This window comes from Streptomyces sp. NPDC016851, assembly GCF_055562795.1.
This window is the reverse complement of the sequence record NZ_JBVHEP010000021.1, coordinates 133917-157447: the sequence shown is the minus strand read 5'-3', so window position 1 is coordinate 157447 and position 23531 is coordinate 133917. Positions and strand designations below refer to the sequence as shown.

22 protein-coding genes, 1 tRNA gene and 2 pseudogenes are annotated in these 23531 nt (G+C 68.6%); 14 read left to right on the top strand and 11 right to left on the bottom strand.

The annotated features are described in order from the left end of the window. Nucleotide 1: 1 nt before the first annotated feature. Nucleotides 2-1093, top strand: coding sequence for a DUF4037 domain-containing protein (locus ACZ3I3_RS29825; RefSeq protein WP_467370151.1), 1092 nt, complete (start codon nt 2-4; stop codon nt 1091-1093). A 153-nt stretch (nt 1094-1246) separates the two neighbouring features. Here the strand turns inward: ACZ3I3_RS29825 and ACZ3I3_RS29820 are convergent, their stop codons facing one another. Together ACZ3I3_RS29820 and ACZ3I3_RS29815 are read right to left on the bottom strand one after the other, a co-directional pair. Then, entirely contained in the window at nt 1247-1636 is a 390-nt protein-coding gene (locus ACZ3I3_RS29820) for a hypothetical protein (protein ID WP_467370149.1), read from the bottom strand. A gap of 28 nt (nt 1637-1664) precedes the next feature. After that, nucleotides 1665-2273, bottom strand: coding sequence for a hypothetical protein (locus ACZ3I3_RS29815; RefSeq protein ID WP_467370147.1), 609 nt, complete (start codon nt 2271-2273; stop codon nt 1665-1667). A 293-nt stretch (nt 2274-2566) separates the two neighbouring features. Here ACZ3I3_RS29815 and ACZ3I3_RS29810 point away from each other — a divergent pair, with 293 nt between their 5' ends. The 6 genes from ACZ3I3_RS29810 to ACZ3I3_RS29785 all read left to right on the top strand — a co-directional run bounded on the left by ACZ3I3_RS29810 (nt 2567) and on the right by ACZ3I3_RS29785 (nt 7333). After that, entirely contained in the window at nt 2567-3193 is a 627-nt protein-coding gene (locus tag ACZ3I3_RS29810) for a restriction endonuclease (RefSeq protein WP_467370145.1), read from the top strand. A gap of 148 nt (nt 3194-3341) precedes the next feature. Next, nucleotides 3342-4082: a DUF6879 family protein gene (locus tag ACZ3I3_RS29805; RefSeq protein ID WP_467370143.1), complete on the top strand. Its 741-nt coding sequence runs from the start codon at nt 3342-3344 to the stop codon at nt 4080-4082. Further along, nucleotides 4079-4927: a helix-turn-helix domain-containing protein gene (locus ACZ3I3_RS29800; RefSeq protein ID WP_467370142.1), complete on the top strand. Its 849-nt coding sequence runs from the start codon at nt 4079-4081 to the stop codon at nt 4925-4927. The genes ACZ3I3_RS29805 and ACZ3I3_RS29800 overlap by 4 nt, the downstream gene beginning before the upstream one ends. A gap of 87 nt (nt 4928-5014) precedes the next feature. Beyond that, nucleotides 5015-5449: a hypothetical protein gene (locus tag ACZ3I3_RS29795; RefSeq protein WP_467370140.1), complete on the top strand. Its 435-nt coding sequence runs from the start codon at nt 5015-5017 to the stop codon at nt 5447-5449. Nucleotides 5450-5652: 203 nt separating this feature from the next. After that, on the top strand, nt 5653-6192 hold the full coding sequence (locus ACZ3I3_RS29790) for a CYTH domain-containing protein (RefSeq protein ID WP_467370138.1): 540 nt from the start codon (nt 5653-5655) through the stop codon (nt 6190-6192). Nucleotides 6193-6253: 61 nt separating this feature from the next. Continuing rightward, on the top strand, nt 6254-7333 hold the full coding sequence (locus ACZ3I3_RS29785) for a radical SAM protein (RefSeq protein ID WP_467370137.1): 1080 nt from the start codon (nt 6254-6256) through the stop codon (nt 7331-7333). Between the two features lie 409 nt (nt 7334-7742). Here the strand turns inward: ACZ3I3_RS29785 and ACZ3I3_RS29780 are convergent, their stop codons facing one another. Next, entirely contained in the window at nt 7743-10580 is a 2838-nt protein-coding gene (locus ACZ3I3_RS29780; protein ID WP_467370136.1) for an NACHT domain-containing protein, read from the bottom strand. A gap of 263 nt (nt 10581-10843) precedes the next feature. Here ACZ3I3_RS29780 and ACZ3I3_RS29775 point away from each other — a divergent pair, with 263 nt between their 5' ends. The 3 genes and pseudogenes from ACZ3I3_RS29775 to ACZ3I3_RS29765 all read left to right on the top strand — a co-directional run. Further along, nucleotides 10844-11305 (top strand): GntR family transcriptional regulator, encoded by a 462-nt coding sequence (locus tag ACZ3I3_RS29775; protein ID WP_467370134.1) that lies wholly within the window; start codon nt 10844-10846, stop codon nt 11303-11305. 1 nt (nt 11306) lies between these two features. Beyond that, nucleotides 11307-11662, top strand: a pseudogene (locus tag ACZ3I3_RS29770) (HD domain-containing protein); the annotation flags it as partial. 1 nt (nt 11663) lies between these two features. Next, nucleotides 11664-11948: pseudogene (locus tag ACZ3I3_RS29765) on the top strand (tyrosine-type recombinase/integrase); the annotation flags it as partial. A 46-nt stretch (nt 11949-11994) separates the two neighbouring features. Here the strand turns inward: ACZ3I3_RS29765 and ACZ3I3_RS29760 are convergent. Together ACZ3I3_RS29760 and ACZ3I3_RS29755 are read right to left on the bottom strand one after the other, a co-directional pair. Further along, nucleotides 11995-12068, bottom strand: a tRNA-Thr gene (locus ACZ3I3_RS29760). Between the two features lie 88 nt (nt 12069-12156). Further along, nucleotides 12157-12576 (bottom strand): DUF3224 domain-containing protein, encoded by a 420-nt coding sequence (locus ACZ3I3_RS29755; protein WP_467370133.1) that lies wholly within the window; start codon nt 12574-12576, stop codon nt 12157-12159. Nucleotides 12577-12719: 143 nt separating this feature from the next. Between ACZ3I3_RS29755 and ACZ3I3_RS29750 the strand changes: the two genes are divergently transcribed. From ACZ3I3_RS29750 to ACZ3I3_RS29735, 4 genes are all read left to right on the top strand, one after another. Next, nucleotides 12720-13688: a helix-turn-helix transcriptional regulator gene (locus tag ACZ3I3_RS29750; RefSeq protein WP_467370131.1), complete on the top strand. Its 969-nt coding sequence runs from the start codon at nt 12720-12722 to the stop codon at nt 13686-13688. A 198-nt stretch (nt 13689-13886) separates the two neighbouring features. Beyond that, entirely contained in the window at nt 13887-14975 is a 1089-nt protein-coding gene (locus ACZ3I3_RS29745) for an ABC transporter ATP-binding protein (protein ID WP_274817274.1), read from the top strand. 228 nt (nt 14976-15203) lie between these two features. Further along, nucleotides 15204-15659: a hypothetical protein gene (locus ACZ3I3_RS29740; RefSeq protein WP_467370129.1), complete on the top strand. Its 456-nt coding sequence runs from the start codon at nt 15204-15206 to the stop codon at nt 15657-15659. A 108-nt stretch (nt 15660-15767) separates the two neighbouring features. Continuing rightward, nucleotides 15768-16496, top strand: a complete 729-nt coding sequence (locus ACZ3I3_RS29735) for a nucleotidyltransferase family protein (RefSeq protein ID WP_467370127.1) — start codon at nt 15768-15770, stop codon at nt 16494-16496. A gap of 147 nt (nt 16497-16643) precedes the next feature. Here the strand turns inward: ACZ3I3_RS29735 and ACZ3I3_RS29730 are convergent, their stop codons facing one another. The 6 genes from ACZ3I3_RS29730 to ACZ3I3_RS29705 form a co-directional block, all read right to left on the bottom strand. Continuing rightward, on the bottom strand, nt 16644-18395 hold the full coding sequence (locus tag ACZ3I3_RS29730) for a DoxX family protein (protein WP_467370126.1): 1752 nt from the start codon (nt 18393-18395) through the stop codon (nt 16644-16646). A 128-nt stretch (nt 18396-18523) separates the two neighbouring features. Next, on the bottom strand, nt 18524-19465 hold the full coding sequence (gene rlmB, locus ACZ3I3_RS29725) for a 23S rRNA (guanosine(2251)-2'-O)-methyltransferase RlmB (protein WP_467370124.1): 942 nt from the start codon (nt 19463-19465) through the stop codon (nt 18524-18526). A 97-nt stretch (nt 19466-19562) separates the two neighbouring features. After that, nucleotides 19563-20960: a cysteine--tRNA ligase gene (gene cysS, locus ACZ3I3_RS29720; protein WP_467370122.1), complete on the bottom strand. Its 1398-nt coding sequence runs from the start codon at nt 20958-20960 to the stop codon at nt 19563-19565. Nucleotides 20961-21005: 45 nt separating this feature from the next. Then, the gene (ispF, locus tag ACZ3I3_RS29715) at nt 21006-21485 is read right to left on the bottom strand and encodes a 2-C-methyl-D-erythritol 2,4-cyclodiphosphate synthase (RefSeq protein WP_467370167.1); all 480 of its coding nucleotides are present in this window, start codon (nt 21483-21485) and stop codon (nt 21006-21008) included. Nucleotides 21486-21606: 121 nt separating this feature from the next. Then, the gene (gene ispD, locus ACZ3I3_RS29710; RefSeq protein WP_467370120.1) at nt 21607-22371 is read right to left on the bottom strand and encodes a 2-C-methyl-D-erythritol 4-phosphate cytidylyltransferase; all 765 of its coding nucleotides are present in this window, start codon (nt 22369-22371) and stop codon (nt 21607-21609) included. A gap of 285 nt (nt 22372-22656) precedes the next feature. Beyond that, nucleotides 22657-23139: a CarD family transcriptional regulator gene (locus ACZ3I3_RS29705; protein WP_003953493.1), complete on the bottom strand. Its 483-nt coding sequence runs from the start codon at nt 23137-23139 to the stop codon at nt 22657-22659. Nucleotides 23140-23531 lie beyond the last annotated feature (392 nt).

Genomic DNA, 23531 nt, shown 5'->3' with positions numbered 1-23531 from the left:
CATGCCTCCCTTCCTCCCCGGCCTGGAGCTCTCCCGCCGCTTCTACACCGAGGCCGTACGCCCTCTCCTGGACGAGGCCCTCCCCGGCATCCCCCACTCCGCCGCCTGCCTCGGCAGCGGCTCCGAGGTCCTCGGCTACGACACCCCGCGCTCGGCCGACCACGAGTGGGGCCCGCGCCTCCAGCTCTTCCTGCGCCCGGAGGACACCGAGACCCACGGCCCCCGCCTCGCCACCCTCCTCTCCCACCGCCTCCCGAAAACGTTCCTCGGCCACCCCACCCACTTCGCCCTCACCGGCGACGACCCGGGCACCGACATCCGCGTCATGACCGTCACCGACGGCCCGGTCCACCACCGCGTCGACATCACGGACCCCGCCACCTGGTTCACGGACCAGCTCGGCTTCGACCCGGGCCAGGGCGTCACCACGGCGGACTGGCTGGCCACGCCCACCCAGCGCCTGGCCGAGGTCACCGCGGGCGCCGTCTTCCACGACGGCCTCGACCAACTCGCCCCGGCCCGCACCACCCTCCGGTGGTACCCGCACGACATCTGGCTGTACGTCCTGGCCTGCCAGTGGAAACGCATCTCCCAGGAGGAGGCCTTCGTGGGCCGCTGCGGCGAGGTGGGCGACGAACTCGGCTCGGCGGTCGTGGCCGCCCGTCTGATCCGCGACCTGATGCGCCTGAGCCTCCTCATGCACCGCCGCTACCCGCCGTACAGCAAGTGGCTCGGCACCGCCTTCACCGCGACTCCCCGGGGCGCGGCCCTCACCCCCACCCTGACGGCGGCGCTGACCGCCCCCGACCGGCACACCCGCGAGCACCACCTCAAGCACGCCTACGAGGCCGTCGCGACCCACCACAACGACCTCGCGCTCACGGCCCCCGTCGACCCCACCACCCGCCCGTACCACAGCCGCCCATTCCAGGTCCTCCACGCGGAACGCTTCACGGCGGCCCTGCGCGCCCGCATCACGGACCCGGCCCTCCGCTCCCTGCCCGACACCGGCGCGATCGACCAGTGGGTGGACAGCACCGATGCCCTGAGCGACGTCCGGAACAGAAAAAGGCCCGGGCCGGAGACGACCTGACCCGGCCGGAATGCGACGTCACTCATGGCTTCGCTCATGACTTCGCTCATGACGACGGAACGGGCCATCGGAGGCAGCGAGTTGTGCCTCCGATGGCCCGCGCTTCGGTGTGCGGCCGCGGCCGCCGCCCGAGTCCTCAGTAGCCCGTCGGCCTCATCCGGCGGCCGACATCAGGGCGCCGAACACGGCCGGAGCCAGCACCAGGCCGGAAGCTCGGGCGGCGGTTTTGTGCCCGTACTTGTCGGTGACCCGGCGCACGGCGAAGGCGGCGACCAGGGCGAGCGGGAAGACGACCAGCGCGGCCTCCTCGATGCCGATGCTGTGGTCGGTCAGGCGCCCGGCAGCGGTCATGGCCACACCGCCGACGAGCAGGGCGAGGAGTACGGATCCCGCTCCGAACCACCGGCTCTCGATGGCTTCGAGGACGACGCCGAAGCGGGCGCCGGAGAGCTTCATCCTGACGGAACTGCCCAGGGCCACGGCCAGTACGGCGACGCCTGCGCCGAAGAAGGACCACTGGAGCACGGTCGCAACTGTCTGCATAGGACGTTTCCTTTCCCCGAGGCCGGTCTCACCAGCAGTTCTTGATGACCTGGTCGACACCGAGGATCTCGGCCGCGATGGCGCCGATACCGGTCCCGGACTCCTCGAAGACCTCCATGATCGCCTTCTTGAAGCTCTTCTTGCCGCGCTTCTTCTTGTCCTGGATCTTCTTGACGACCTTCTTGATACCGCCGAGCTTGTCGATGGCCTTCTTGACCTTGTAGATCTTCCCGATGGCCAGCAGGTTCGACCCCACGGCCAGCAGGATGCCCCGGGCACACCCGCCGGCGTCGAACTTCATCAGCTGGACGCGGCCCTCACCGGCCGTGTCACCGAGGCGGGCCTGCAGCCACTGCTCGGTGGCCTCCTGCCCCTGCGCGAGCACCTCGTCCGGGATCTCGCTGACGAGCCGGAGGGCCTCCTCCAGACCGCGGAAGGCGTCCTCTTCACTCAGGTTCTCCAGCACGTCGAGGCCGGTTTCCACCTCGGCGGCATCACTGGTACTCGCGACCACTGCCGTGTCTCGTTCAGCGGCCGTAGCAGTCGCGAGCGGTGCCGCGACCCCCAACGCCACGGCCGCTGCCGTCAGCGCGGCGATGTCGCGGATCCTGTTCCGTCGGCCGTTCCCCTTGGCCATGCGGTTTCTGACTATGGATGATGTCGACACATCGTCCCCCGGTACATGAATTTTCCGTTACTCATCCGCACGCTGGTCAGACGTGCGCACCGCGCCCAAGCCCCTGGGTCGCCGGCCGGCAACCGTGCGAGATCGGCGCGACGTGACGATCTTGTGGTGAACGCGGCTACTGGGCAACAGTTTTGAGGAAGAGCTGAGCAAGGCTCTGCAGGGCACGCTACTGCCGTAGACGGTGCCCACCCCGCTACCAGGCCGATAGCATCCCCACCTTGCACAATCCCTGGGGGGGGACCATGGGCGCGCCCACACATCACTTCACACAACCGTCCGAGCCGACCAGGGCCGCCAACTGCCTATTCGCAGCAGCTGCCATCGTCCTCCTCCCAGCAGCCCTGCTCATTTGGGCCGACGGGAACGGCATCGGCGCCCTCTTCCTCGTCCTGCCCCTCATCGGCGGCGGTATCGCACTCGGCAAACGCCGGGCCCGGCAAGCAGCCGAGCTTCAGCACGTTCGCATGTTGCAGTCCACCGAGGTGGCCCGCTACCACGCCATGAACCCGCGCGAGTTCGAGCACGCCATCGCCTTCCTCTGCGAGCGCGACGGCTGCTCGAGAGTCCAAGTGGTGGGAGGCGCCGGAGACCTGGGCGCCGATGTCATCGCTACCGCCCCACACGGCCAGCGGGTCGTCATCCAATGCAAGCGGTACGGCCCCACCACCAAGGTCGGCTCGCCCGATCTACAGCGGTTCGGAGGGACCTGCTACAGCGTCCACGGCGCCCATATCGCCGCAGTCGTCACCACCTCGGTCTTCACCCGGCCGGCAGCCGAGTACGCAGGGCACCACGGCATCCGGCTCTACGACGAGAGCGCCCTCGCCGCGTGGGCGACCCGCACCGGACCACCTCCGTGGATGCCGTAGGGCGGGAAAGAGGCCTCGGCTGGGCACCTCTGGTTGCGCGCAACCAAAAGGCCAAGGCCCTCGGCCGGCAATCTGCCGCAATCCGCGAGCGCCACCGCGCAACCACCCCGCATCCTGGATCTCCAACCCACCAGGGCTCGGAGGCGACATGGCGCTCAGGTTCCTCGGTACCACCAGCGATGACGGTGACTGCCCCACCCTGTACGAGATCGATGGCACAGACGAGATCCTCGTGCAGGGAGACCGAGAGACGGACCCCCAGCACCTCGTGCAGCTACGGGACGTCAAGCCGACCGAGACGTTCGTCCGCGTCCCTCGCAGCCTCCTGACCCGATACGCGCCCCGCACCGCTGCGCCCGAGCTCCAGCCGTTCGCCTCGATCTCGCACCTGTTCCGAGAGTTCCGGCACACCGCGTTCCGGCTGGAGACCCGCCGCGGCTACGCCTCCGACCGCCAGTCCCCGCTCTGGCCAAAGTGGCTTGCCGGCGAGGACGTCGCCAACGAGCCGGCCAACGCGTGGCGGCAGAACGTCCGCGCCCAAGTCGAGCAGGGCAAGCGTTTCGAGCGCGTCCGCCTGGCCGATGAGCCCCTCACCCAGGGGCAGCAGTTCCTGCTGGCCCGCGCACCCAGCAACATCGCAGCCGGCGAAGACATCCGGTACCTGCCCCGCGGCGAAGCCTGCGCCCTGCGTCTGCCCGACTGCGACTTCTGGCTGTTCGACTCGAAGATCGTGGCCCGGTTCGCGTTCGACGGGGACGACACCACCCTCGGCGTGTACGTCACCGAAGACCCTGCCGAGGTGCTCTCCGCCTGCCAGGCCCGGGACGCCGCGTGGCATCACGCGGCGCCTGCAGCCGAGTTCGCGAAACGGGTAGCTTCAACAGTGTGACCACCGACTTCCAGACCGCACGCGAGGCCCTCGGCGCGCGGCTGCGGGAGCTGCGCACCGAGGCCGGTCTGGAAGGCAAGGACATCGCCGGCAAGCTGGGCTGGCAGACGTCGAAGGTCTCCCGCCTGCAGAACGGCAAACAGACCCCGACCCGCGCCGATCTGACCGCGTGGGCGAACGCGGTCGGCCGCCCGGACGCCGAGCCCGAACTGCACGGACTCCTCGCCGGCCTGGACATGAAGCAGCGGCACCGCTCCTGGCGCCGGCAGCTCGCGGGCGGGCACCGCGGTCGGCAGGAGATCGCCGTCCGTCAGACCGAGAACACGACGCTGCTGCGGGGCCTTGAGGTCTCCCGCATACCGGGCCTGTTCCAGACCCCCGAGTACGCGCGGGTCATCTTCGACAGCAACGCCGAATTCCGCGGGATCCCGCCCACCACCGAGGCGGCCGTCGAGACGCGCATGCGCCGTCAGGAGGCGCTGTACGACCCGGAGAAGACCTTCCGGTTCCTCGTCTGCGAAGCGGCCCTGTACCACCGCTCGTGCCCTGTCGAGGTGATGGCCGAGCAGCTCGACCGGCTCTACAACCTCGTCGGACAGCGGCGCATCGAACTCGGCATCCTGCCCTTCGGCACCCAGTTGCGCCGCACCGCACCGCACGCATTCTGGATCTACGACCGGCGACTCGTCATCGTTGAGACCATCAGCGAGGAACTGTGGCTCACCGGTGATGACGACGTCCAGCTGTACGAGCGGGCGTGGGACTGGCTCGCCGAGTCCGCCGAGTACGGGCCCTCAGCGCGGCGCCTGATCGGCCGCGCGAGGGCGTCTCTGGACCTCACCTGAGCAACCTGGCGCAAGACTCCCTCCCCTGTGCGCAATCGCGCGCAATCGCTGCCCGGGGGCGCAATCGCCCTCCGTAGCGTCCCGGTCATGGCCCTACCGAAGTGCGCCGAGCGGTACGAGGCGGGGGACGCGTGGCTCGCTGGCTGCTCCGCGCACCCCGCCCTCGTGCGCGAGGCATGGAACCTTGAGGCGCTCGCGCCGATCCCGTCCGGCAACGCGTGGCTGGCGGCCGAGGCCCCGCTCGTCGCGAGCATGCAGGCACACAACCGGATCCGTCCCGAGCGCCGTGGGCCGGTCGTCGCCGACCCGACGCTCGACATGGCCTGGTGGCTCGTGCCGCTCGACGCCGCAGACGAACTGGGCGACCTGCGGGCCGTGACAGTGCAGCCGGTCGGCTGGCCTCTGCACTGTCCGCCGACGGGCTGGCCTGCCTGCGGCCGGTTCTGGCTGACGCGCCCGGGCGGCTCGGGTGAACTCACCGACCCTGCCGTACTCGCCGCCGCGTTTGGCCCTGGCGGGTAACCGACGCCTAGCGGAGGCCAGGACCTCGACGAACGCCGTCTGCCGATCATCCTGCGGGCGCTCGTGCGGACTCGCGGGCAACGACACCATCGCCGTCGGCACACGCCTGTAACCCGGGGCCCCAACGGGGGCCGTTGTCGGGCTGCGGCCCCCTACGCTGCACGGTCGTCGGACACCAGCAGCGACCAGCGATCGGAGACCCCATGGCAGGTATTGAGTTCGAAGCGAAAGCCCTCGACGTTGACCCGGCGAAGATCGCACGGCTCATCACCGAGGCCGGTGGCACGCGCACGAACGGGACTCGCCTCATGCGGCGATACGTGTACGACACCATCCCGGCCGTCCCCGGCCGATGGGTGCGGCTACGCGACACGGGCTCCGACGTCACCCTCTGCGTAAAGCAGATCACGACGGACGCCGTGGACGGGACACACGAGACCGAGGTCACCGTCGACAGCTTCGAGGAGGCCGCCGCGCTGCTTGAGCTCGCCGGCCTGGCACCGCGCAGCTACCAGGAGAACCGGCGCACGTCGTACACCCTCGGCGCCGTCCGCCTGGAGGTCGACGAGTGGCCCCGCATCCCGCCGTATCTGGAGATCGAGGCCGACGACGAAGCGCAAGTGTGGACGGCCGCCGCCGCGCTGGGCATCGGCCACGACCAGCTCACATCGATCAACACCACGAAGGTCTACGCCCTGTACGGCATCGACCTGGACTCCATCGCCGACCTGCGTTTCGAGTAGGCCGGCGCCTGCTACTCCGGCCGGGGCACCGCGCCCCGACCGGCCCGGAGAAGGGGGCACCATGCACGACCTGAGTGACGTGCCGGTGGAAGTGAAACCGGACCGCACCTTGCGCGTGAAGATCATCGACGCATGCGGTCTCGCCTGCTCGTTCTGCCACAACGAAGGAACACCCATCGCCGTACCGGGCCGCACCGGACGCGTCTCCATCTACCTCCGTACCAACGGCGCCGACTTCCTGCCCGCCCGGATCGCCGCCGACGCCGACTTCGCCATGGCCCTCGCTGCCGTGCGCGGCAGCCTCCCGACGAACGAGGTGCACTTCACCGGTGGTGAGCCGACGCTGCACCCCGACCTGCCCGGGCTGATCACCATCGCCCGACGCCTCGGACTCACCGTCGGGCTGACCTCGAACGGCGAGAACGGCGCCGCTGTCCTGCCCGCCGCCGCGGCAGCCGGCCTTGACCGCATCAACCTGTCCGTGTTCGGCACCACCCCGGCCGAGCTCGCCGCCGTACAAGCACCGCGTCTGGCCTCACCGAAGCTCGCCGAGCGCAAGCTGGCCGCCCTCGACGCGACGATCGAGACCGCGACCGCCCACGGCATCAAGGTCTCCGCCAACATCGTGATCCCCGACCGTGGCCACGTCGACCGCGTGCTCCGCATCATCGAGCGGCACGGTCGCTCCGTCGTGGTCCGGATGCTCGTATCGCTGGAGGACGGGGGAGCCTCCCTGGCCGCCATGCAGGACGTCGTCGACCGCCTGGGTGCCGTGCCGGTCCGCCGCATCATCACGGCCGGAGCATCGGATCAGCGGGTGCGGTACCGCCTGCCCGACGGGCGCACGCTGTACGCGAAGAGCATCCGGCCTGTGCGCCTACCCAAGACGTGCACCGACTGCCGGTTCAACAACCCGAACGACTGCCAGGAGGGGTACTACGGCGTCCGGCTGTACCGCGCCATGGACGGCCCGTTCATGGTCGGCGTCTGCATCCAGCGCATGGACCTGTGCCTGTCGCTCGGCGAATTCGTGATGAGCCAGCGCTGCCGCGAAGTAGCGACCTTCCGCGACGACGAGACGGCGCGGCTGACTCGGCTGCACGCCGTTCCGGCAGCAACCGGCGGACCGCACCCCGGCTGACCACCGACCCGGGGCCGCCCCACAGATGCCCGCCCGTCCTCTGCAGAACGACCTCGTCTTCGGCCAGCCCGAACTGGGCCAAAAGCAGACCAGCGGCTTCCCGAAGGAAACCGCTGGTCAGAGCGTGAGCTCCCTGTCGGATTCGAACCGACGACCTACGCATTACAAGTTGTCCGATCTTGGTCCGGGGGTGTCCGCAGACGTCTCCGTACGGGCCCCATCACTGTTCAGGAGCATCTAACGGACGTCAGTGGACCAGAGCAGGCATCGCCGGAACAGACTGCAATCGAGACCACAACTGAGCCCACCGGTAGCAATACCGCCTCCCTCAGAACGGCGGTCCCTCGCTGCCGCCACCACTCGTTCCCCCGACTAGGATCTAGCGCGAAGAGACGAGCGGTTTCGTCCGCTAGCCCTCAAACTCATCCCTGGCGATCGATTCCAATAGGGCTGGGCCGCTAGGTTTCCGTTCAGCCCATTCGATCAGCCACTTCCGCACCATAGTAGCGATGAAGGCATGTTCGGCAGGAAGGCGTGAAACGGCATCAAGCACTTCATCACGGACATCGATCGGCTCAATGTAATGAGCCTCCGCCGGAGTCCGCACTTTTCGAACCACCCAGGCGCCCTTGGTTGTGGAGACGAGAGTTACGTCACAACCATCGAACCATTCCGTTTCTGCGTCATCGGAACGAGCAGCAGGGACCTCTAGTAGGTCAGTGAACGGAACCGCACGCTCATCCCGATTCTCTGCGGGCCAGCAGCCGATGCATGCCTCACCGAATCCAAAGATCCCGGCCGGGGCGGTACGTCGCATTCTATCCAGAAGCTGGCGAGCCTTGGCTCCTTCCGGTGTTGGATCACTACCCCAATTTGCGACTAGGGCCAAAGCAGCCGTTGCACTAATACCAGTCGAAGCGAGGGATCTTTCGATAGCCTGAAAGATGATGGGTTTGCAACCTGGGTCCGCTTTTGCAGAGTCACTCAGTACGCGATGCAGGAGGTGAGCGATCTCCCTGTCCGGCGGGGCATCTAGTAGCTCTAGAGCCAGTTGAACCAGTAGTCGTCGAAACCTTGGTGTCGCCGCTGCTACATCATCGTCGAGTAGTTCCATCGCGATCAAGGAACCTGGCTTAACGAAAAGTGCAGTGTTGTCTTCCACCTGTATCTCCCGAAGGAGATTCATGAGATTGTGCCGTTGGCGCCCTTGATGGAAGAATACATTTCCTGCTGCCAAGAGCCACGTATTCCTCCAGTGCGCCGACCATGCAATGGTGCGGAGGCGATTACTGAGGTCTGCAGCCTGATCGCGAGCGATCGCCTGCGCTGCCATAAATTCCTGTAGGCTGCGCACATCAAAACCGAATCCGTCTCCCTTGGGAGACAGCAACACCAGCCTGGTGGTTGCTGCACTGATAAGACGGTCGGTCAATCTCTGATTTACCTGAGGATCATCGTATCCCGCCGCGTTCAGGATCTCACGAGTAATGCCTTCCAGTTTCTCAAGGGGCAGGGCAGCATCATGTTCCCCTACGTTCTCAGCCAGAACGTGGAGGTGCAAGCCCACCTGTTGATGAATCCGGTCGATGGTTGTCTTATGCTGGTCTAGCAACCGCCCAGTCGCGCCGGGTTTACCGACCTCCCGACTGTAAATGGTCTCGTAGTAGGCGTCAAACAACCGATACCTCTCCTGAGGTACCCTTTCACGCCTTTCGAGCAAGACAGACATGATGGTTACCTGGAGGGGAGTCCTCATGAGGCGGGCGGTCAGCTCATCTGAGGCGGCGCTCTTCAGACGGGCATGCACCTTCTTCGCGTTCTCGCTGTCTCCGGGAAAACGAGCCTCAGTGAGCAGTTCCGCATAGGCGACCGCATCCTCAGGACCCAGAGGACTCAAGGAGAGGTGCGTGTACTTAGATGGAGAAAATTCCTCCCTGTATCCCTGCGGTCGACTGGTGGCTACAACAAAAAGGTCCGCATCCACTTGTCGAGCTTCGGTGTAAAAGTCGTCCAACTTCCCAATGACAGCTTCTCTTGATGAAATCGATGCGACTTCATCAAGACCGTCGAGCACCAACAACCACGGCCACTTGCCGAGCCACGACCGCAATTGATTCGCATTGACCTCCGGGGCGCTCTCGTTGATCTGCTGGGCGAGATACTTTAGAACGCTAACGTTTTCGCCGCCGGCAATGACGTCACTATACGCCGCGAGATCGATCCGCGCCGGCCAGCGGTGCTGCACCGGAGTGGGCAGTCCAATATTAGAAAGATGAGTGCGCATTCGGTTCAGCAAGTCGCGTTGTTCCTCAGAAAGCAACGCCGGACTTTCCGCCAGGAAGGCGACCCGGTAGGCCTGACAGATAAGCTGACTGAGCGTAGTCTTTCCTTGCCCTGGCCCTCCGAGGATCACACAGTTTTTTAGCGAACTCGACTTCTTCCGGCTAGGCCTGAGAATCTCATCGCCATGCCTTAGCGCATACTCAACCGTGTTAACGTCCCTAGGCTCCCCAGTTTTGTCATCTATCAGGGTCGAAACTAGATCGATTGCAACATCAGCCAAATTAAGACGCTGATTGTCGCCCTCACCTGCCTGATGCAGTCGGACATGCGTATCCGATTTCAGCTGTATGACGCTGTACGTTGTCGCACGTTCAGCAACGTCGATGAACCCGCTGCCCTCCAACATCTTGCGGAGGTGTGCAAGGACATCCCCAGAGGTGATCAGCGCTTCATAAGGTTGACGCACATCTGGAAAATTATCCAAGAATGTGTTCAGTTGATCGTAATGCCAGACTCGCCAACCCTTGATAGGGAGTTTAAGTTTTGCGATCAAGGCATCGATTTGCCGCTTAACCTGGTCAATCCCTCCGGTGACCGCCACCGGGGATAGAACGACGTTGGTAGCAAAAAGGATGTAGTCTGGGACTTCACGTGACTCGGCACGCTTGGACTTCGGATTAGCCCAGGTGTTGAGCTCTCTCTCCGCCTCCGCGAGAAACCAAGCGGTATCCAACTTAGTACCGAGCGAGCGTGCACGAAACTTCGCCTGAAGGACACCGTAGCCGTCCCATACTCCCTCCGGTGCGGGATCCGGATACTTCAGCTTGCCCCGGAACGCGGCTTCCCGCCCGCCGTCAGGCCCGTCACCGAAGACCTCGACGCCAGACCCGAGGATGCGTACTGCCAGCGCCTGAGTGAGATGCTCGAACTCTCGTGTACCGAGACGAGTGAGGTCATAGTCCACGTGATACATCATCAGGGTGAGCGTGATGCTGTTCAACAAGAACAACTAGGTTCGCTACTCGGAGCAGGTGCCCGCCCGTCGGCGCAACATGGACCGCCGGTGCACTCCGTGTCCCCTCGAGCGTTGGGATGCAGTACTCGACATTGCGCCCGGCCCCCGTCCACTGCTTCATCGAGGCCGGATGGTCCTTCCGAGCTCTCTCCGGGACTGTCGTGATCGTGGGAGTCTTGGGGAGAAGACGGGCGAGCGGAGAGGGAGAGCGAGTGTCGCAGCAGGCCAACCCTCGGGGGACCTTCCTGAAGATCGCTGACACGCTCAAGACACGGATCGAGACGGACCAGGGTATGAGCGAGCTCCCGGCTCTGTCTGAGGTGATGAGCGAGCACAAGGTCTCACGTGGGGTCGCACTCCGGGCGTTCGCTCTGCTGAGGCAGGAGGGTCTGGCCGAACCGGTGCCGGGCGGACGGTGGCGGGTTGTGCGCGCTGGCGTAAACGTCGACCGGCGCCCGCTCGAAGAGCGGATCGCGGGCATCATCACGGCTGACGGACTTGAAGTGGGGGAGCCATTCCCCAGCGCTTCCGCGCTGGCCGAACGGTTTCAGGTCTCGCGTCCCACGGTGACCAAGGCACTGGAGAAGTTGGAGACCGCCGGCGTGTTGGCGGGGGGCGGCCAGGGCAAGGTGCGGACCGTCCGCGCCCTGCCGACGCGAGAGGAGCGTTCGTAACTTGCCGAAGTTGACGGAGTGGGCCTACCCCTTGGCTGAGTCCCTGCTCGCCGAGCCGCTGCCTCGGCGGTGGCAGCACTGCCTCGGCGTCGCCGAGAGGCGCGCACGATCGCGCTCGTTCTCGACCAGGACGCCGATCTGCTGGAGGCCGCCGCGGTCCTCCACGACATCGGCTACGCGCCGGACCTGGCCAAGACCGGATTCCATCCGCTAGACGGGGCCCGCTACCTCCGGGACGTGGCCGGCGCCGACAATCGGGTCATCAACCTGGTCGCCCACCACTCCTGCGCCTGGATGGAGGCCGAAGCACGCGGCATGCGCGAGGAGCTGGAGGGCGAGTTCCCCCGCGAGAGTGCGAGAAGCCGGTATCGACGATCGGCGCCAGCACGACGGCAGCCGCCACACCGCCGGCACGATCCTGAACGAGCTGGGCGTCGATCTCCCCACGATCATGGAGATCCTCCGCCACTCCCAGATCGGCCAGACCCGCCGGTACGTCAAGGGCAGATCCCACCTCGCCAAGGCCGCCATGCGCCGCATGGGAGACGCCTTGATGCCCGGCCAGAGACCCGCGTCTGAGACCACAACTGAGACCCGAGACAGCCGCGCGGCCCGAGCCCGGCGCCGCCGCCACCTCCCCTGACGAAGAAACCCCAGGTCAGAACGCGCCCGACCTGGGATCCCAGCAGAGCCCCCTGTCGGATTCGAACCGACGACCTACGCATTACAAGTGCGTTGCTCTGGCCATCTGAGCTAAGGAGGCACCGCGTACTACAACGCCGTACGCGAGGGCGGCACCACTGTACACAGAGCCCGTTACCCCGAGCCACGAAGTTCCCCGTCGCCCGGTCTCACTCCAGCTCGTACTCGAAGCGGTACGCCACCGTCGGCTCCCCGTGGTGCGCGGTGAAACCGCCCTTCCCCCGCAGTCCGGCCAGCTCCCCGCTCCCGGAGTCCCGCACCACCTCGAACGTGCAGTGCACCGTCCCGTCCTCGCCGAACCACCCCCGCTCCTCCACGGCGAAGCTCCCCTCCCGCCCGTCGAGCCGGCCGGTGATCAGTTCCATGCCGGTGTAGGAGCCGGTCTTCTCGGTGACGTAGACGATGGAGTACTCGCAGAGCGTCCCGGCCGCCTCGATGCCGCCGCTGAAGGTGTTCCGGACGGAGGCGTGGGCGAGCCGGGGGTTCGCGTCCTCCCCCGGGCCGAGCACGCGCTCCTGCCAGTCGGCGAAGGTGAAGTGTCCGGTGGTGGTGCGGGGGCTGCCGGGCATGGGTGGTCCTCTCGGAGATCAGAAGATCAGATGGTGGCCGTCCGGGCCGTCCGGGCCGTCCGGGCCGTCCAGGACCTCACTCTCTTCGCTGTACCTGACATCTCCTGTCAGGTACAGGAAACGCACCCCGGACAATGACCCCCATGCGTGCCGACCGGCTCCTCTCCCTGCTCCTGCTGCTCCAGAACCGCGGGCGGATGACCGCGCCCGAGCTCGCCGCCGAGCTGGAGGTGTCCGTGCGCACGGTCTACCGGGACGTCGAGGCCCTGGGCGCGGCGGGTGTGCCGGTGTGCGCCGATCGCGGGCCGGAGGGCGGCTACCGGCTGATGGACGGCTACCGGACCCGGCTGACCGGTCTGACCGACGCCGAGGCCGGGTCGTTGTTCCTCGCCGGGATGCCCGGCCCGGCGCGGGATCTGGGGCTGGGGGCGGTGCTGGCCAGTGCCCAGCTGAAGGTGCAGGCCGCGCTGCCGGCGGAGCTGGCCGGGCAGGCGCGGCGGGTGCAGGAGCGGTTCCATCTGGACGCGCCGGCGTGGTTCCGGGAGGCCGATCCGGTGCCGTGTCTGGAGCCGGTGGCGGCAGCTGTGTGGGAGCGGCGGGTGCTGCGCGTGCACTACCGGAGCTGGCGGGGCGAGGTGCACCGAGAGGTGCGGCCGCTGGGGCTCGTCCTGAAGGGCGGCATCTGGTACCTGGTCGCCCTGGCGGAGGAGTCCGTGCGGACGTACCGGGTGTCCCGCCTGCTGGCCGTGGAGGAGACCGGGGAGCTCTTCGACCGTCCGGCCGGCTTCGACCTGGCCTCCTACTGGGAGGAGTCGTCCCGGCGGCTGGAGGCCGCCCTGCGGCAGGGTGTCGCCCGGCTGCGTCTCTCACCGCGGGGGCAGCGGCTGCTGCCGATGCAGTTCGGGGCGGCGGGTGCGCAGGCCCTTCAGAGCGCGGGGGTGCCGGACACGGAGGGCTGGGTGGAGGTGGAACTGCCCGTGGAGGCGGAGGCCGTGGCGGTCGGGGACCTGCTCCGGCTGGGTCCGGAGGCGGAGGTCCTCGGGCCGCCCGGGCTGCGGCAGGCCGTGGCGCGGGCGGTGGCGGCACTGGCGGACCGGTACGGGCGGCCGTGAGGCGCCAGCCGTGCGGCGTCTTCGAAAATTTCCGCGAAGTTCACAGGCCCGGAGGTACTGACAGACCACGTGAACGCCAGGTACCGTCCTGAGCCAGTTCACACGCGTGGACTACACCACAACGGAACACCGTCGTGGCACCACCTTCCTACTCGGATCGTCCGGCACGTTCCTGCCGGTAGAAGGGGTTCACTCATCATGGCCACTGTCTCGTTCGACAAGGCGACCCGGATCTACCCGGGTTCCACCAAGCCCGCTGTTGACGCGCTGGAGATCGACATCGAGGACGGCGAGTTCCTCGTCCTCGTCGGCCCGTCCGGCTGCGGCAAGTCCACCTCGCTCCGCATGCTCGCGGGCCTCGAGGACGTCAACGCCGGCGCCATCCGCATCGGCGACCGCGACGTCACCCACCTGCCGCCGAAGGACCGGGACATCGCCATGGTGTTCCAGAACTACGCGCTCTACCCGCACATGACCGTCGCCGACAACATGGGCTTCGCGCTCAAGATCGCCGGCGTCAACAAGGCGGAGATCCGGCAGAAGGTCGAAGAGGCCGCGAAGATCCTCGACCTCACCGAGTACCTGGACCGCAAGCCGAAGGCGCTCTCCGGTGGTCAGCGCCAGCGTGTCGCCATGGGCCGCGCCATCGTGCGTGAGCCGCAGGTGTTCCTCATGGACGAGCCGCTGTCCAACCTGGACGCCAAGCTCCGTGTGTCCACGCGTACGCAGATCGCCTCGCTCCAGCGCCGCCTGGGCATCACCACCGTCTACGTCACCCACGACCAGGTCGAGGCCATGACGATGGGCGACCGTGTGGCGGTCCTCAAGGACGGTCTGCTCCAGCAGATCGACACCCCGCGCAGCATGTACGACAAGCCCGCCAACCTCTTCGTGGCCGGCTTCATCGGCTCCCCGGCGATGAACCTCGTCGAGGTCCCGGTGACCGACGGCGGCGTGAAGTTCGGCAAGTCGGTCGTGCCGGTGCAGCGCGACGCGCTCGCCGCCACCACCGACAAGACCGTCACGGTCGGTGTCCGCCCGGAGCACTTCGACGTGGCCGGCCCGGACGCCGAGCTGGGCCTCGCGGTCACCGTCAACGTCGTCGAGGAGCTCGGCGCCGACGCCTACGTCTACGGCACCGCCAAGGTCGGCGACGACTCCAAGGACCTCGTCGTCCGCGTCAGCGGCCGTGACGTCCCGGAGAAGGGCAGCACGCTGCACATCGTCCCGCGCTCCGGCGAGACCCACGTGTTCTCGACCTCCACGGGCGAGCGCCTGTCCGACTGACCCGTCGGCAAACGCACAACCCCGGGTGAATCACCCAAGTTGACGAAGAGGGCCCCGCAGCGTGCTGCGGGGCCCTTCTCGTTGCCGCTCGTTGTCGACAAATACCCCGGCAGACCGGACGTTTCGAGCGGTGTGCGTCAACGCCTTACCCAAAAAAGGGCACTCTCTCATCCCCCGAACCGGTGACTAAATGTCTACAAACCATTACCCCGCGCTACCCTCACACGCGTGAAGCACTCCACTAACCAACAGACGCGACGCGGCCGGGGCCCCGCCCGCCGGATCGGCCGCTCCCTCGCTTTCGTCCTGCCCGTCGTCCTGGTGCTCTCCGGGACCCTCGCGGTCACCCGAGTCAACTGGTCGGGGAGCACCTCCGACCCGGTGCTCACCGCCGCGGACACCAGCACGTCCGCCGGCACGCCGCGGGCCGCCAAGCGCACTCCGCAGGACGTCCTGCGCGACAAGCTGCTCACCGAGCTCCAGGAGGAGAACCCGGGCGTCGCCCTCACCCATCTCCAGCAGGCCGTCAACGGCCGCCCGTCGCTGGCGAAGCACTGCGCGTCCATCGCCCGCGCCCTCGGCCAGGCCGCCGTCCGGGTCTACGGCCCGACACGCGCCCAGTCCTACGCCCGCCCGGTCTGCGACACCGCCTTCGCCACGGGCGTCGCGGCCGCGCACAGCTGAGCACCCCGCCCTGCCGCCGGACGAGAGAGGTGAGAAGCCGGCAGCGGCCGACGCGAGTACCTTCGTCCGCCGCGGCCCCGGGCGGGACGCCACGTACAGTTCGGTCTCATGAGCGATCCGAGCGCCGCGTCCCGCCCCGTTCAAGCCGTCGTTCTGGCCGGTGGCCAGGGCTCCCGGCTACGCCCGTACACCGACGACCGGCCCAAGCCGATGGTCGAGATCCCCGGGACGGGGACACCGATCATCGGCCATCAGCTGTCCTGGCTCGCCGAGGAGGGCGTGACGGACGTGGTGGTCTCCTGCGGCCACCTCGCCGAGGTGCTCCAGAAGTGGCTGGAGACGGCCGATCTGCCCGTCTCCGTCACCACGGTCGTGGAGTCGGAGCCCCTCGGCCGCGGCGGCGGCCTCAAGTACGCCGCCGCGCATCTTCCCCACCCGGACCAGCCCTGGTACGCCACCAACGGCGACATCTGGACCCGGTTCTCGCTGCGTGACATGGCGGACTTCCACACCGAGCGGGACGCCGTCGCGACGCTGGCCCTCGCGCGGCCGCGGCTGCCGTGGGGCGCCGTGAAGACGGACGGCTTCGGCCGCATCACGGACTTCATCGAGGCCCCGCCGTCGACCTTCGAGATCAACGCGGGTGTGTACGTCTTCTCCCCCGGGTTCGCGGGGCTGCTGCCGGACCGTGGGGACCACGAGCGCACGACGTTTCCCCGGCTGGCCCGCGAGCGGAAGCTTGCCGGGTTCACGATCCCTCAGGGGTCGTATTGGCGTGCGATCGACACGGCGAAGGATCTGACGGAGGCTGCGAAGGAACTGGCGTCGGGGCGCTGAGAGCTCGGTTGGTTGTGGTCGTGTGGCGGCTGCGGGCTTGCGGTGGCTTGTCGCGCAGTTCCCCGCGCCCCTTGCGTCTGCTGCCCCGCTCTGCGTCATAAGGGCCCCGCACCTCGAAGGTGCGGGGCCCTTGATATCTGCTGCCGGCTAACCCAGCAAACCGCCCACCAGGCCCGGCCGGCCCGTGGACGAGGAGCCGCCGCCGTCGCCCGAGCCGCCGGTCGAGCCCGTGCCGCCGGTCGCCGTGCCACCGGAGGTGGGGCCCGAGGTGGTGCTCGGGGCCTGGCCGGCCGGGGAGGACTGCTGGGGCGGGGCCTGGCCCGCGCCGCTGCCCTGGGTCTGGCTGGGCGAGCCGCCGGTGACCGTGCCGGCGTCCCGGGTGGCGCCCGGCGTGGTCGTGGTGCCCGCGCTGGGGCTGGCCGAGCCGGCCGTGGCGCCCTGGGTGGGCGACGTGGAGGCCGACGGGGTCCGCTTGTCCTGCCGCTTGCCGGGGGCGTCCGGGAGCGGGGAGCCGGGCAGTTCGTTGCGCGGGGGCTCGCCGGGTCCGGGGACGACGACCCGGTCGGCGTCGCGGACGGCGCCGCCGAGCAGCGAGCCGACGAGCAGCGTGAGACCGGTCGCGACGGCGGTGACGAGGGCGCCGCGGCGCAGCACGTAGCGGCGCAGGTCCCAGATGTCGGCGCGGGGTCCGAGGCGGCGCCAGGCGCTGCCGGCCAGGCGGCCGTCGACGGAGTAGACGGGGGCGCCGGCGATGATCAGCGGGGACCAGGCGGCGAGGTAGATGATGTCGGGGGTCTCGTAGACGGGGACGCTCTTCCAGCTGACGGTGACCAGCAGCGCGGCCGACAGCAGGGCGCCGAAGCAGGCGGCGACGCGCTGCCAGCAGCCGAGGACCGTCAGGACGCCGACGATGACCTGGGCGAAGGCGATGGCCAGTCCCGAGCCGACCGGGTGCTCGAAGGCGAACTGGCGCAGCGGCTCGGCGACTTCCCAGGGGTGCAGCGTGTTCAGCCACTTCACCATGGTGCCGCGCTTGCCGCCGTCGAAGTAGACGGGGTCGCACAGCTTGCCCATGCCGGCGTAGATGGAGATGAAGCCGAGGAAGACGCGCAGCGGGAGCAGGACGACGCCGAGGTTCAGCCGGCGGCCCGGGTAGTAGGCGTGCCGTGCCGGGTCGTCGCCGTGGCGCCTGACGGGCCGCCCGGTGTCGTCCGACTCACCGGTGACGTCCTCGAAGTCCTCTTCCGCGTAGGCGGGTTCGTCGTACGCCGGTTCGTCGTAGGCGCTGCCGACCGTGCGCATGGGCGGCAGCAGCCGCGTGCCGTCGGCGGGCTCGTGGGTGCGCTGCGGGCCGACGACGGGGGTCTCGACGGTCTGGGTGAGGTCGTCCTGGTAGCCGTCGCCCTGGTAGCCGTCACCCTCGTAGCCGGTGCCGCCGTAACCGCCGTCCTGGTACCCGGCGCCGTAGCCCGGGCCCTGCGGGGCGGTGCCCACGCGGGAGATGACCTGGGTGGCCCCGGTGTCCGTGGCGGACTCGTCGGGGTGGCGGATGCTCTCGTGCCGGACGGCCTGGAGGAGGCGGTGGGCGCCGGTGTCGTCGGGCGCGGACTTGCCGCTCCAGACGACGGGCCGGCGGCGGGTGGCGGCCCCGTCCGCCGCGCCCCCGGCGGTGACGACGGGGATGCGGGCGGTGTCCTCGCTGGTGGTCAGATGCCGTGCGACCCGGGGGGACTGGACGCGACGCGTCGAGACGCCCAACTGCACGCGGAAACTCGCGTGATTGACGATGACCTGCGCCGGGTCGCTCGGCACCTTCACCATGCTCAGCGCGGGAGCGTCGTCGAGTCCCGACGAGCGGTCCCCCGTGGGTGTGCGGGGTGTTCTGGTGTCCACACTCATCTAACCGAGTGACGTCGGGATAGGACACTGCTTTGACTCGCCGGATCTGTCCGGACCCCGTCAAGCTTGTCCTCGTCGCCCCGCTGCTCCCGGAATTAACCCGTACGGGTGAGGTGCCGGACGCCCGTTCAGCTGCGTCGGCGGGCCGCCTCGTACAGCACGATCCCCGCCGCCACACCGGCGTTGAGCGACTCCGCGCCGCCCGGCATCGGGATCCGCACGCGGTGGTCGCAGGTCTCCCCGACCAGCCGGGACAGGCCCTTGCCCTCGCTGCCGACGACGATGACGACGGGCCCGCCCAGGGCCTCCAGGTCACCGAGTTCGACCTCGCCGTCGGCGGCCAGGCCGACGACCACGATGCCGGCCTTCTTGTACGCCTCCAGCGCGCGCGTCAGGTTGGTGGCGCGGGCGACGGGCGTACGGGCGGCGGCACCGGCGGACGTCTTCCAGGCACCGGCCGTCATCCCGGCGGCCCGGCGCTCGGGTACGACGACGCCGTGCCCGCGGAAGGCGGAGACGGAGCGGACGACCGCGCCCAGATTGCGCGGGTCGGTGACACCGTCGAGCGCGACGATCAGCGGGTCCTCGCCGTCGTCGAGGGCGGCGTCGGCGAGGTCCTGCGGGTGGGCGTACTCGTACGGCGGGACCTGGAGCACGAGCCCCTGGTGGTTCAGCCCGTTCGTCATCCGGTCGAGCTCGGGGCGGGGGGCCTCCATGAGGTTGATCCCGCCGCGCTCGGCGGCGAGCTGGAGGGCCTCACGGACGCGCTCGTCGTTGTCGATGAACTGCTGGACGTACAGCGTGGAGGCGGGCACGCCGTCGCGCAGCGCCTCGAAGACCGGGTTGCGGCCGACGACCAGCTCGGACGTGGACTTGCCGCCGCGGCCCCGGGGCGCGGGACGGCGCGCGGTCTGCCGCGCCTTGGCGCCGGCGACACGGTTCTTCTTGTGTCCCTTGCGCATCTCGGCGGGCGGGGTGGGGCCCTTGCCCTCCAAGCCCTTGCGCCGCTGGCCGCCACTGCCGACCTGCGCGCCCTTCTTGCCGGACATGCGGCGGTTGTTGGCTGCCATGACCTACCTGTCTGTGGGTGCGGTACGTGCGTACGTCTATGAAGTGTGCCGCCCGGAGGCCCGGGCGGCACAATCGATCTTCCGGATCGCGGCCGGGTCAGCGCGGTCCGAGGCTCCAGCGCGGCCCCTGCGGGCTGTCCTCGATGACCAGGCCGGACTGGCCGAGCTGGTCGCGGATGGCGTCCGCGGTGGGCCAGTCCTTGCGGGCCCGGGCGGCCTCACGCTGGTCGAGGACCATGCGGACGAGCGTGTCGACCACGCCGTGCAGGTCGGCGCCGCGGTCGCTCTCCCCGGCCCAGTGCGGGTCGAGGGGGTCGAGCCCGAGGACGCCGAGCATGGCGCGGACCTCGGCGAGCCGGGCCACGGCGGCTTCCTTGTCGTCGGCGGACAGCGCGCTGTTGCCCTGCCGGACGGTGGTGTGGATGACGGCGAGCGCCTGCGGCACGCCCAGGTCGTCGTCCATCGCCTCGGCGAAGGCCGGCGGCACGTCGGCGGCCGGCTCGACGGCACCGGCCTTCTCCACCACGCGCTGCACGAAGCCCTCGATCCGCGCGAACGCCGACTCGGCGTCGCGCAGCGCCTCCTCGCTGTACTCGATCGTCGAGCGGTAGTGCGGGGTGCCCAGGTAGTAGCGCAGCACGATGGGCCGCCAGCGCTTGACCATCTCGCTGACCAGCACCGAGTTGCCGAGCGACTTGGACATCTTCTCGCCGCTCATGGTGACCCAGGCGTTGTGCACCCAGTACTGGGCGAAGTCGTCGCCGTAGGCCTTGGCCTGGGCGATCTCGTTCTCGTGGTGCGGGAAGACCAGGTCGAGGCCGCCGCCGTGGATGTCGAAGGCGGCGCCCAGGTACTTGTGCGCCATCGCCGAGCACTCCAGGTGCCAGCCCGGACGGCCGCGGCCCCACGGCGTCTCCCAGCTGGGCTCCCCCGGCTTCGCCGCCTTCCACATGGCGAAGTCCCTCGGGTCGCGCTTGCCGGTGATGCCCTCTTCGGCCGGCTGGCGCATCTCGTCGAGGTCCTGCCGGGACAGCTCCAGGTAGGAGGGCCAGGAGCGGACGTCGAAGTAGACGCTGCCGTCGGCCTCGTAGGCGTGCCCGCGGTCGATGAGGTCCCGCATCATCTCGACCATCTCGGTGATGTGGCCGGTGGCGCGGGGCTCGTAGGTGGGCGGCAGGCAACCCAGCACGGTGTAGCCGTCGTTGAAGGCGCGCTCGTTCTCGTAGCCGATGGCCCACCACGGACGGTTCTGCTCGTCCGCCTTGGAGATGATCTTGTCGTCGATGTCCGTCACGTTCCGCACGAACGTGACGTCCCAGCCGCGGTACTCGAACCAGCGGCGCATGATGTCGAAGTTCAGACCCGACCGGATGTGCCCGATGTGGGGTGCGGCCTGCACGGTGGCACCGCACAGGTAGATCGAGACACAACCCGGCTTGAGCGGGGAGAAGTCACGGATCTGCCGGGCGCTGGTGTCGTACAGGCGAATAGTCACGGGACCAGGGTAGTAGGCCGTGGGGGGTGTGTGGGGCAGAGCCGTTCACCCGACCCGCACGACCAGCGCCGTCGCCACCGCCATCAGGCCCTCGTCGCGTCCCGGGAAGCCCAGTCCGTCCGTCGTCGCGCCCGATACGGAAACCGGTGCTCCGGCTGCCTCCGACAGCAGCTTCTGGGCCTCGTCCCTGCGCTTGCCGATCTTCGGCCTCGGGCCCACGACCTGGACGGCGATGTTGCCGATGCGGAAGCCGGCCGCGCGGACGATCCGGGCCGCCTCCGTCAGCAGCGTGATGCCCGACGCGCCCGACCACTCGGGGCGGCCCGTGCCGAAGTGCTGTCCCAGGTCGCCGAGGCCGGCGGCCGAGAACAGCGCGTTGCACGCGGCGTGCGCGACGACGTCCGCGTCGGAGTGGCCGGCCAGGCCCGGGCCCTCGCCCTCCCACTTCAGGCCGGCGCACCACAGCTCGCGGCCCTCCTCGAAGGCGTGGATGTCGGTGCCGATGCCGACCTGGGGCAGGGGCATCGCGGGCGTCTCGTCCACCGCGGGCGTCTCGTCCACCGCGGGCGTTTCGTCCACCGCGGGCGTTTCGTCCACCGCGGGCGTTTCGTCCACCGCGGGAGTTTCGCCCTTCGCGGGGGTCTCGTCAGAAGCCATCGTTGAGCCTCCTGCGGGCCAGGACGGCCTCCGCGAGCACCAGGTCCAGGGGCCGGGTGACCTTGAACGCCTCCTCGTGGCCGGGCACCGCCACGACCGTGAGGCCGAGCTGCTCGACCATGCCGGCGTCGTCCGTGACATCCCCGGTGACCGTCTCGTGCGCCCGGACCAGCGTCGCCCGGTCGAAGCCCTGCGGCGTCTGCACCGCCCGCAGCCGCGCGCGCTCCGGCGTGGCGACGACCGGCTCCGGCTCGCCTGGCGCCGCGGCGGGCTCGACCTGCTTGACGGTGTCAGCGAGCGGCAGGGCCGGGACCACGGCCGGGGCGCCCTCGCGTACGGCCTCGATCACGGCGTCGACCGTGTCCACCGGGACCAGCGGCCGGGCCGCGTCGTGCACCAGCACGATGTCGTGACCGGGGGGCAGCGCGTCCAGGCCGAGCTTCACGGACGCCTGGCGGGTCGGTCCGCCCGGTACGACGAGGAAGTCCGTCCGCTCGGGCAGCGCGTGCGCGTCGAGCAGCGACTTGACCTCGGCGGCACCGTCGGGCGGGGCCACGACGACGACCAGCGAGACGGCACGGGAGGCGGCCATCGCGCGGACCGCGTGGATGAGCATGGGGGTGCCGCCCAGCGCGCGGAGCGCCTTGGGGGCGCCCGGGCCGAGCCGTACACCACGGCCGGCGGCCGGGATCACGGCCGCCGTACGGCCTGCCGAAGGGGCGGCCGACGGCGAGGGACGCGAATCGTCAGACATCGGTTCCTGTCAGGTTTGTGTGTTGCCCTGGCGTGGGTATGGCCTGGAGGAGTGCCGGGCGCGACGCGCTCGACCGGACCCTTCCGTGACGCTGGTCGAGCCGGCTGCCCGGGCCCGGCACGCCAAGCACCGGATCGTGAGTGATAACACATCCGGCGGTGACGGCGCATTCGGCGTCCGAGTGCGAACATGCCGCAGCGCCCGGCGACTGGAGAATGTCATCGGGCACCGCGGCATTTCGATGTGCAGGATTGATCAGCAGAGTGCTGAGCGACCGGCTTCGCCTCAGGAGGCGAGAACCTCGTCGAGCAGGGCCTCGGCCTTGTCCTCGTTGGTGTTCTCCGCGAGGGCGAGTTCGCTCACCAGAATCTGGCGGGCCTTGGCGAGCATGCGCTTCTCGCCGGCGGAGAGTCCACGCTCACGCTCACGACGCCACAGGTCACGCACCACTTCCGCGACCTTGATGACATCGCCCGAGGCGAGCTTCTCCAGGTTTGCCTTGTAACGACGGGACCAGTTCGTGGGCTCCTCGGCGTACGGCGCGCGCAGCACCTCGAAGACCCGGTCCAGCCCGTCCTGACCGACCACATCACGCACGCCGACGAACTCCGCATTGTCCGCTGGCACACGCACTGTCAGGTCACCCTGGGCGACCTTCAGCACCAAGTAGGTCTTGTCCACGCCTTTGATCTGGCGAGTTTCGATAGCCTCGATCAGCGCGGCCCCGTGATGGGGATAGACCACGGTGTCGCCAACCTTGAACGTCATGTGACAGGTACCCCTTCCGTGGCTATCCAGGGTAACACGGAAACTGCGGGTTCTGAATGGCGTTTTCGCAGGTCAGGGCATATCTCGGGGCTTGACAAGTCCAACAGGAACGTGCTTCGGACAGGGGATGGAAGAAGGTATTCGCAGGTCGGAGCGGCTCTCCGGGCCGAGTGAAACGCGTACGTTACACACATCCGGACCCCCCTCCGAACGGCCGAACATCCCCATATGTCCGGTTCCGTATGATCGACTTCCGCTACTCCGTTCGGTGGCCCGAGCCGGGTTCCGGTCGAATCCGGAATTGATCACCGGCCGTCCGGACGAGCCGCCGGTGATCAATTCCCAGGTGGTCCGCACATTCCTTACGGAAAATCTGCGCTGCCGCCTCGAGG

Excerpts from the sequence above, each read along its gene's own strand:
- ACZ3I3_RS29825 (WP_467370151.1), top strand. The coding sequence starts at position 2 with ATGCCTCCCTTCCTCCCCGGCCTGGAGCTCTCCCGCCGCTTCTACACC.
- ACZ3I3_RS29820 (WP_467370149.1), bottom strand. The coding sequence starts at position 1,636 with ATGCAGACAGTTGCGACCGTGCTCCAGTGGTCCTTCTTCGGCGCAGGC.
- ACZ3I3_RS29815 (WP_467370147.1), bottom strand. The coding sequence starts at position 2,273 with ATGGCCAAGGGGAACGGCCGACGGAACAGGATCCGCGACATCGCCGCG.
- ACZ3I3_RS29810 (WP_467370145.1), top strand. The coding sequence starts at position 2,567 with ATGGGCGCGCCCACACATCACTTCACACAACCGTCCGAGCCGACCAGG.
- ACZ3I3_RS29805 (WP_467370143.1), top strand. The coding sequence starts at position 3,342 with ATGGCGCTCAGGTTCCTCGGTACCACCAGCGATGACGGTGACTGCCCC.
- ACZ3I3_RS29795 (WP_467370140.1), top strand. The coding sequence starts at position 5,015 with ATGGCCCTACCGAAGTGCGCCGAGCGGTACGAGGCGGGGGACGCGTGG.
- ACZ3I3_RS29790 (WP_467370138.1), top strand. The coding sequence starts at position 5,653 with ATGGCAGGTATTGAGTTCGAAGCGAAAGCCCTCGACGTTGACCCGGCG.
- ACZ3I3_RS29785 (WP_467370137.1), top strand. The coding sequence starts at position 6,254 with ATGCACGACCTGAGTGACGTGCCGGTGGAAGTGAAACCGGACCGCACC.
- ACZ3I3_RS29755 (WP_467370133.1), bottom strand. The coding sequence starts at position 12,576 with ATGCCCGGCAGCCCCCGCACCACCACCGGACACTTCACCTTCGCCGAC.
- ACZ3I3_RS29750 (WP_467370131.1), top strand. The coding sequence starts at position 12,720 with ATGCGTGCCGACCGGCTCCTCTCCCTGCTCCTGCTGCTCCAGAACCGC.
- ACZ3I3_RS29745 (WP_274817274.1), top strand. The coding sequence starts at position 13,887 with ATGGCCACTGTCTCGTTCGACAAGGCGACCCGGATCTACCCGGGTTCC.
- ACZ3I3_RS29735 (WP_467370127.1), top strand. The coding sequence starts at position 15,768 with ATGAGCGATCCGAGCGCCGCGTCCCGCCCCGTTCAAGCCGTCGTTCTG.
- ACZ3I3_RS29730 (WP_467370126.1), bottom strand. The coding sequence starts at position 18,395 with ATGAGTGTGGACACCAGAACACCCCGCACACCCACGGGGGACCGCTCG.
- rlmB (WP_467370124.1), bottom strand. The coding sequence starts at position 19,465 with ATGGCAGCCAACAACCGCCGCATGTCCGGCAAGAAGGGCGCGCAGGTC.
- ispF (WP_467370167.1), bottom strand. The coding sequence starts at position 21,485 with ATGCCCCTGCCCCAGGTCGGCATCGGCACCGACATCCACGCCTTCGAG.
- ispD (WP_467370120.1), bottom strand. The coding sequence starts at position 22,371 with ATGTCTGACGATTCGCGTCCCTCGCCGTCGGCCGCCCCTTCGGCAGGC.
- ACZ3I3_RS29705 (WP_003953493.1), bottom strand. The coding sequence starts at position 23,139 with ATGACGTTCAAGGTTGGCGACACCGTGGTCTATCCCCATCACGGGGCC.